This is a genomic window from Acetobacter fabarum, assembly GCF_040702925.2.
In the GTDB taxonomy this organism is placed as follows: domain Bacteria; phylum Pseudomonadota; class Alphaproteobacteria; order Acetobacterales; family Acetobacteraceae; genus Acetobacter; species Acetobacter fabarum_B.
In genome coordinates this window covers 1-249 of sequence record NZ_JBFCXX020000109.1, presented here as the reverse complement: position 1 = coordinate 249, position 249 = coordinate 1, and the positions used below count along the sequence as shown (strand labels likewise).

General features: G+C 55.8%; 1 protein-coding gene. It reads left to right on the top strand.

Going from position 1 to position 249, the window contains the following annotated elements; genetic code table 11:
• Positions 1 to 75: 75 nt before the first annotated feature.
• A partial coding sequence (locus tag AB2L51_RS15305; RefSeq protein ID WP_400922718.1) for an ATP-binding cassette domain-containing protein occupies positions 76 to 249 on the top strand: 174 nt, incomplete at its 3' end.

The following is a 249-nucleotide window of genomic DNA, read 5'->3' as shown; positions in this document are numbered from 1 at the left end:
CTGGTGCGCGGTTTGTCCTTCGGCGCGGTGAAGTAACGCGCCCTATACCCTTATCAGAAGTGGAGGCCCATCATCATGGCCAACCTGAAAATCAAGAATCTGCAAAAAGGCTTCGAAGGATTTTCCATCATCAAGGGCATCGACCTTGAGGTGAACGACCGTGAATTCGTGGTCTTTGTCGGCCCATCGGGCTGCGGCAAGTCCACGTTGCTGAGGCTGATTGCCGGCCTGGAAGAGGTCAGCGACGGC